At 48.3% G+C, this 6,328-nt stretch carries 9 protein-coding genes; 4 read left to right on the top strand and 5 right to left on the bottom strand.

Translation table 11 applies throughout. The features are described 5' to 3' along the window. Window positions 1-843: a 4Fe-4S binding protein gene (locus B2633_RS09840; protein WP_483170450.1), complete on the top strand. Its 843-nt coding sequence runs from the start codon at window positions 1-3 to the stop codon at window positions 841-843. An 85-nt stretch (window positions 844-928) separates the two neighbouring features. Further along, window positions 929-1,609 carry a hypothetical protein gene (locus B2633_RS09845; protein WP_483170451.1) on the top strand — a complete coding sequence of 227 codons (681 nt, stop codon included), beginning with the start codon at window positions 929-931 and terminating at the stop codon, window positions 1,607-1,609. Between the two features lie 87 nt (window positions 1,610-1,696). Here the strand turns inward: B2633_RS09845 and B2633_RS09850 are convergent, their stop codons facing one another. The 5 genes from B2633_RS09850 to B2633_RS09870 all read right to left on the bottom strand — a co-directional run bounded on the left by B2633_RS09850 (window position 1,697) and on the right by B2633_RS09870 (window position 4,658). Continuing rightward, entirely contained in the window at window positions 1,697-2,386 is a 690-nt protein-coding gene (locus B2633_RS09850; RefSeq protein WP_483170452.1) for an ABC transporter ATP-binding protein, read from the bottom strand. Beyond that, window positions 2,371-3,114, bottom strand: a complete 744-nt coding sequence (locus B2633_RS09855) for an ABC transporter permease (protein WP_483170453.1) — start codon at window positions 3,112-3,114, stop codon at window positions 2,371-2,373. Before B2633_RS09855 ends, B2633_RS09850 begins: the two co-directional genes overlap by 16 nt. After that, window positions 3,111-4,094 carry an ABC transporter substrate-binding protein gene (locus B2633_RS09860; protein WP_483170455.1) on the bottom strand — a complete coding sequence of 328 codons (984 nt, stop codon included), beginning with the start codon at window positions 4,092-4,094 and terminating at the stop codon, window positions 3,111-3,113. Before B2633_RS09860 ends, B2633_RS09855 begins: the two co-directional genes overlap by 4 nt. 110 nt (window positions 4,095-4,204) lie before the next feature. Then, window positions 4,205-4,462 (bottom strand): spore coat protein, encoded by a 258-nt coding sequence (locus tag B2633_RS09865; RefSeq protein ID WP_483170456.1) that lies wholly within the window; start codon window positions 4,460-4,462, stop codon window positions 4,205-4,207. 13 nt (window positions 4,463-4,475) lie between these two features. Then, the gene (locus tag B2633_RS09870; protein WP_481041249.1) at window positions 4,476-4,658 is read right to left on the bottom strand and encodes a hypothetical protein; all 183 of its coding nucleotides are present in this window, start codon (window positions 4,656-4,658) and stop codon (window positions 4,476-4,478) included. Between the two features lie 233 nt (window positions 4,659-4,891). Between B2633_RS09870 and B2633_RS09875 the strand changes: the two genes are divergently transcribed. Continuing rightward, window positions 4,892-5,944: an HD-GYP domain-containing protein gene (locus B2633_RS09875; RefSeq protein WP_483170457.1), complete on the top strand. Its 1,053-nt coding sequence runs from the start codon at window positions 4,892-4,894 to the stop codon at window positions 5,942-5,944. 96 nt (window positions 5,945-6,040) lie between these two features. Further along, window positions 6,041-6,328 (top strand): peptide-methionine (R)-S-oxide reductase MsrB (gene msrB / locus B2633_RS09880; RefSeq protein WP_483170458.1); only part of this gene is annotated, 288 nt, incomplete at its 3' end.

The following is a 6,328-nucleotide window of genomic DNA, read 5'->3' on the forward strand; positions in this document are numbered from 1 at the left end:
ATGAGAGCATGGGTGCAGCTAATCAGTGTCTTCATGTGGAACCCGCTGATGGGGAACTTTATCAGCGGACACATCTACCGGGGAAAACTCAAACAGATCTGTATTCCCGCTCTGAACTGCTATTCTTGCCCGGGGGCGATAGGGTCTTGCCCTTTGGGTTCGCTGCAGACCGTTTTAGCCGACCCTTTTTATAATTGGTCATTTTACGTTGTGGGCTGGCTGGTTGTGTTCGGCTCATTTTTAGGGCGCTGGATCTGCGGTTGGATCTGTCCCTTCGGCATGCTGCAGGAATGGCTTTACAAGGCGCCCTTTGTAAAACTGGCGCTGCCTCAATGGATGCGCTGGAGCAAGTACCTCATCCTGCTTGTTTTCGTAATCTGGATACCCCTGGCAGGGGCTCGTACTTTAGGCCTGGGAGTGCCGGCCTTCTGTAAATATATCTGCCCGGCCGGTACATTGGAAGCAGGCCTGCCGCTGGTGGGTCTGGTTCCGGGTTTGCAGGCTGCGATCGGCAGCCTGTTCGTCCTCAAAATGACGATATTGTTTGCGGTAATCGTTGTCAGCTTCATGATATTTAGGCCATTTTGCCGGGTTTTATGCCCGCTCGGGGCTATTTACGGACTTTTTAACCGGGTTAGCTGGTATCATTATAAATGCGACCGGGAGTTATGTGCCGGTTGCGGAACTTGTGCAAACCAATGCCGGATGAACGTTGACCCTGCGCGGGAGGCTAATAGCCCGGAATGTATCCGCTGCGGGGATTGTTTACAGAAGTGCCCTCAGGGCGCTTTATCTGCGGTGTACGGTTTCAACTCCAAAACTGAGGCGATTGGCAACGAATAATCTAAAGGTGTATTAGTTTGGCGGGGATTTGAGAAGAACGGTTTGCAGAAAGGGGTTGCTAAAGATGTTTAACCGGCCCGGATGGATGTTAATAGGTCTGGTGGTTTTGTTATTGCTCAGTTTGGCTGGCTGCAGCCGGTCAGGCTCAGCGGAGCAGAAGGAACCGGCATCCAAAGAAAGTGTGTCCATACAGAGCAGCGGTACTGCCAAAGCTAAAAGCCTGGCAGAAATCCTGGCCCAGGGCAAAAACCATCCCGGGGTTTACTGTGAATTTGCGGTCAAACCTGATGAAGGCAGTGTGCTGCAGGGCAAGTTGTGGATTGCCGGCAATAACCTGCGCTCGGAAACTATTGATGCCGGGAGCCAAAGCACCGCCATCTTCATCCGCAACAGCAAAGGCTACAACTACATGTTTACATCCGGGGATGAACAGGCTATAAAGGTCACTGATGAGCAGCCGGCAGAAGACATCAATCCAGTGCACAGTATTGATAACGTAGACGAAAACACCCAACCGCTGGGCAAGGAGGTCCTGGACGGGAAAAATTGTGTGGTAGTTCAATATAAGCAGGATGAGGTTGACAACCGTATATGGTTATGGGAAGATCATGGCCTGCCGATCCGAATCGAGAGCACCTACAATAACAGCACTACAGTGATGGAATACAGCAACTATAAGTTCGAGGCCCTGCCGGAATCGCTTTTCGAACTGCCTTCGGGCATGAAAGTGATGGAGCTTCCCGGCATAGGGAGCGGAACGCCGTAAACCTTTATTACCGGTCTGCAAGAGAAGTCTCTAAACAAATGTTTAGCAATATAAACAAATGACAATATATTAATAATAACGGTAGGCTTAATCCTGACATACCAATCGCAGCAGATCTCCTTCCAGAGACAAGAGTTCCGGCGAGGAGAATATCCGGGGTTCGCTCAGATCGACCGGAAACTGCTGTATGATGCGGGCCGGGCGGCTGGATATCAAGAGAATCCGGTCGGCAAGATACAATGCTTCCTTGAGGTCGTGGGTGACTGATACCATGGTAAAGCGGTGTTGCTGCCAAAGCCGCATGACATCATTCATAATGTCAACCTTGACCTTTAAATCCAGGGAAGCGAAAGCTTCGTCCATAATCAGCAAATCTGGAGAGACTGCCAGGGCTCGGGCCAAATTGACCCGCTGCTTCATGCCTCCGCTCAGTTGGGATGGGTAATAATCGGAAAATTCCTCCAGATGCAAGCTATTAAGCAACGCATCGATATTAGCCCGATCGTTTACAAAGAGTAGATTCTGCCGGATAGTACGCCAGGGGATGAGGCGAGGCTCCTGAAAGACAAAACCGATCTTTTGGCTGTTGACTTCGAGTTGTCCCCGTGTGGGGGCTTCGATTCCGGCCAGCAATCTTAAAAAGGTGGTTTTGCCTGAACCCGAAAGCCCTAAAATTACGATTCTTTCAGAAGGGCTAATGACCAGATCCCAGTTTTCCAGAACCCTCAGCCCGGCAAAATCCTTGTATATCCCCTTAAGCTCTATGCTGGCCCCCATCGCTTTGACATCCTCCTTAAAAGGTATTTGACCAGACGTTCAGTGGTGATGCCCAATATGCAAGCCATAAGTGTGACCGACCAGGCGCCGGCTGAGTCGACCACCATGCGGGCATTGAATATCTCCACACCCAGTCCGCTGCCTCCGGCCAGATATTCGGATACCAGAACCACTTTCCAGGCTTGCCCGATGGTCACATCGATTATAGCTGCAATAAAGGGCAAGAGTGAGCCCCAGTAGATGTAGTGGAAAACCTTGTTAAAAGGCACCCGATAGACACGGGCCATTTCCAGAAGATCTTTGTCCAGATTGCGCATCCCCGAGACTGTGGTCAATACGGCGGTCGGCAGCAGGGAAACGAAGGTAATGAAAACTGGACCTCTCCAACCTACGCCCCAGGCAAAAATAACCAGAGTTAACCAGGACACAACCGGAACCGCTTGTATAAACATGATGATGGGGCGGAACATTTCATAAAAAGCCTCGGATATTCCCAAAAAAAGCCCGGCAATGATGCCTAAGAGAAGCACCAGGACCAGAGCTAAACCTACTTTCCAGGCAGTTTGCAGAGCGGCCTCCAGCATCCTGGGATTGGTCAGGTGTTCACCCAGCAATCCCAGGGTTTCTGATGGTACCGGAATAATTACGCGACTTATAAAAAAAGATAGAATCTGCCAGCATACCAGGAAAACGATGATGCCGGTCAGTGCTCTGCTTAATCCCTTCATTCACCGTAAAACCCCTGATCAGGCAATTGTTTTATGGAGTTGGGGTCAATTTGCTGAATGGTTTCCAGGTATTTTTTAACTTCGTCACGGCACTCGGCGCTGGGAATATACTTGAATTCGGTACGCTGCAGAGAGGCTTTCATGACTGCCGCCGGCAGCGGCAGGGTATTTTGGGCCTGTTCGATTGCAGCATCGGGATTAGTATTGCACCAATCAGTCGAATCTGACAGCATCTGGGCCACATCCTTTACCATCTGAGGATTCTTGGCGGCGAAATCCTTTTTTACAAATAGTCCGGCTATAGGAACCCGGGGTTCTACAGCGGCGACTTCTCCCCAGTACTTCTGATAATCAAGCACGATGGATCCGGCGTTGTCTTTCATGGCCAGGGTGACGTAAGGTTCGGGCAAGGCGGCAAAATCTATCTTGCCGGTCTGAAAAAGACTTACCACTTCTTGCGGCGGAGCGTATACGAATTGTACGTCTTGATCAGGAGTCAGGCCGGCTCTGATCACTCCCAATCGGGACAGCACGTCCACGGTCTGGCCTTTGCCGACGGGCATGTGAATGGATTTGTTTTTCAATGAAGACCAGTCGGTAAACTGAACCCCCTGCCGGGCTAACAGATAAAACACCTTCCACTCGTGTACGCCTACCATCACCAGGTCCTTCTGATTGGCGTATAGATTGGCCGCCAAAGTGACCGGCAACACCGCGAAATCAGCTTGGTTACCGGTCAATAAGCCAATGGCTTCATCATTGCTTTTCCAGTAAGATACTTTGACTGTGACCGGGCCTTTAACCGCCCCGTTTTCCAGGCCTGCTAGCGGTAAAACCAGTGGGCCCACCGGGTTTATCAGGGTGCTTTCAGCAGGTTGTGGCGGTTGAGGCGTAGTTTTTTGGCATCCGCTGACTGCAAGTGACAATAGCATAAGTAGCATTAAGAGTCCAGTAAATATGATCGGGCTTTTCTTTCGCATAAATTATCTTCCCCCCTGCTGTTATTTTATGTTAAATATATCACAATCACCCTTTAAAAGCAGAAACAAAAAAGGAACGTTGAAAAACGTTCCTTTCAAGAGGAGCAGGATCAGGAAGAAACTTGAGACTTAACAGTCTGGATATCTTGAGTATCGACCTGGGCCGCGGGTTTGTAAAAGCCTTTTTGCTCAGCCATTTGGAAGAGCTGATACTGGAACTGTTCATCACTATTACGGATCTGTTGGATGGTTGAACGAAGCTGATGGTTGGCGGTTTCACTGATAACGTTAGCATACTTGGTTAGGCTGGCATTGGTCGATGCCAGGATGTCATTGACCATTTCCTTGTCAGTTAGATGTTTATTCATTACCAACTCTCCTTTAACCTAAAAATGACATCAGTTTCTGAGTAGTCTGACTGCAGGATTTGGCTGCCTGCTGGAACATCTGCTTGCACTGCGGATCCTGGCATTGTTCGGAATAGAAATTCAATTTCTTTTCCGTGTTCTTATGCGCCCCGATAAGATGCCGCAGATTCTGCAATTCCATGTGATTCAAATTCATTTCCAGACTCCTTTCATGGTTTTATTGGGTATGCTCAATATCATTTTGCGCAAGCTACCATACTATTATTCTGTGACAGTTATAGGCAGTGGCCAAAAAAAACGATAAGTAATTAATAAACAATACAATGACCTAAAAATGACCTAAATAAGAAAGATATATACCTAAATTTAGGAAAATTGTAGTATAATAATAGAAATTTCCTTGAAATCACTGCACAGGGAGAGTGTACTGTGATTAAGTTGAGTCTGGAACATCTGCAGGTAAATCAGAAATTGGCCCGCAATATCTATGATCAAGATGGGAGGTTGCTGTTAGCCAGGGATATTCTCCTCGAGCCGCGTCACATAGAGCAACTGTTGAAAAAAGGATTTGAAGAGGTCTACCTATGGGAAGAAACCTCTGCTGAAGAAAAGACCGAACTCGATAACCGGGCTGCTATGCGCAAAGCGGTGCTCCTTCCTGGTATTGGCACTGCGGTAGAAGCTTTCCGGGAATTCATGCTCAGTTTGTCTCAAGGGCATGCTATCACCCTCAATCAGGTCGAAGATACAGTTGATTTAATTTATCCTGAAATTATCGGGTCTAACAATATATTGAACCAGATCAAGCTTTTGCGCCAGAAAGACGAGTATACCATGAAGCACTCGGTTTCAGTCAGCATCATCGCTGTAAAATTGGGCGAAGGCATGGGTCTAAACAATAAATCCCTGCGCTGTCTGGCCAAAGCAGCCCTATTGCACGACATCGGCAAAGCCCGAATACCGATGGATCTGATCAATAAGCCCGCCCAACTCACCTCACAGGAGCATAAAGAAATGCAGCAGCATCCCCTGTACGGTTTTAGAATTGCTCAAGAGATGCAGTTAACCGAAAATGAGGTTATTACTGCCATTTTACAGCATCACGAACACTTTGACGGCAGTGGTTATCCTTTTAAGGTTTTAGGGCATAAGCTGCATATTTTCTCTCGTATTATTGCGGTTGCCGATGTTTTTGACGCCCTGACCTCTGACCGGCCCTATCGCAAAGCCCTGCCTTTATTTGAAGCCTTGGATGAAGTAGTCAACCGCAGCCTGGGCCATCTCGATCCTTTTATAACCAGGCGTCTGATATCCTATGTATTAAACGTCATCCCTGGTGAAATGGTCAAATTGAGCGATGGCTCTATCGCCTCCGTAGTCCTGGTTAACCAGAACGAACCCCAACGCCCCATGATTCGAGTTAAAGATCAATTCATAAACCTTCAAGAAGAACGCCGGCTGCATGTGATCGACCTCGCCTAAATGACCCGCGCTGGCCTCAGCCTGTTCTCCTTTTTAGCTTCCTTTTTTCATTCTTTGCGTTAAAAGGGTTAAAATAACCCCAAGGAGGATGATATCATGGCGGAGAAAAAGGTCAGGTCGGAGGAAGAGTGGAAAGCGATGCTGGATGACGAGGCCTATCGCATTTTAAGGCAAAAAGGGACCGAAATGGCTTTCCATAATAAGTATTATGATCATCACGAAAAGGGCATCTATTGTTGTGCCGGCTGCGGCCAGCCCTTATTCAGTTCTGAGGTGAAATACGAATCCGGTTCCGGATGGCCCAGTTTCTACCAGCCCCTTGACAAAGAAACCCTGGACCAGGCCAGGGATTTAAGCCACGGGATGATCCGAACCGAAGTAATG

It is taken from the genome of Syntrophomonas sp. UBA1041 (genome assembly GCF_002316705.1).
Classification (GTDB): Bacteria; Bacillota; Syntrophomonadia; order Syntrophomonadales; family Syntrophomonadaceae; genus DTU019.

Excerpts from the sequence above, each read along its gene's own strand:
- B2633_RS09840 (WP_483170450.1), top strand. The coding sequence starts at position 1 with ATGAGAGCATGGGTGCAGCTAATCAGTGTCTTCATGTGGAACCCGCTG.
- B2633_RS09845 (WP_483170451.1), top strand. The coding sequence starts at position 929 with ATGTTAATAGGTCTGGTGGTTTTGTTATTGCTCAGTTTGGCTGGCTGC.
- B2633_RS09850 (WP_483170452.1), bottom strand. The coding sequence starts at position 2,386 with ATGGGGGCCAGCATAGAGCTTAAGGGGATATACAAGGATTTTGCCGGG.
- B2633_RS09855 (WP_483170453.1), bottom strand. The coding sequence starts at position 3,114 with ATGAAGGGATTAAGCAGAGCACTGACCGGCATCATCGTTTTCCTGGTA.
- B2633_RS09860 (WP_483170455.1), bottom strand. The coding sequence starts at position 4,094 with ATGCGAAAGAAAAGCCCGATCATATTTACTGGACTCTTAATGCTACTT.
- B2633_RS09865 (WP_483170456.1), bottom strand. The coding sequence starts at position 4,462 with ATGAATAAACATCTAACTGACAAGGAAATGGTCAATGACATCCTGGCA.
- B2633_RS09870 (WP_481041249.1), bottom strand. The coding sequence starts at position 4,658 with ATGAATTTGAATCACATGGAATTGCAGAATCTGCGGCATCTTATCGGG.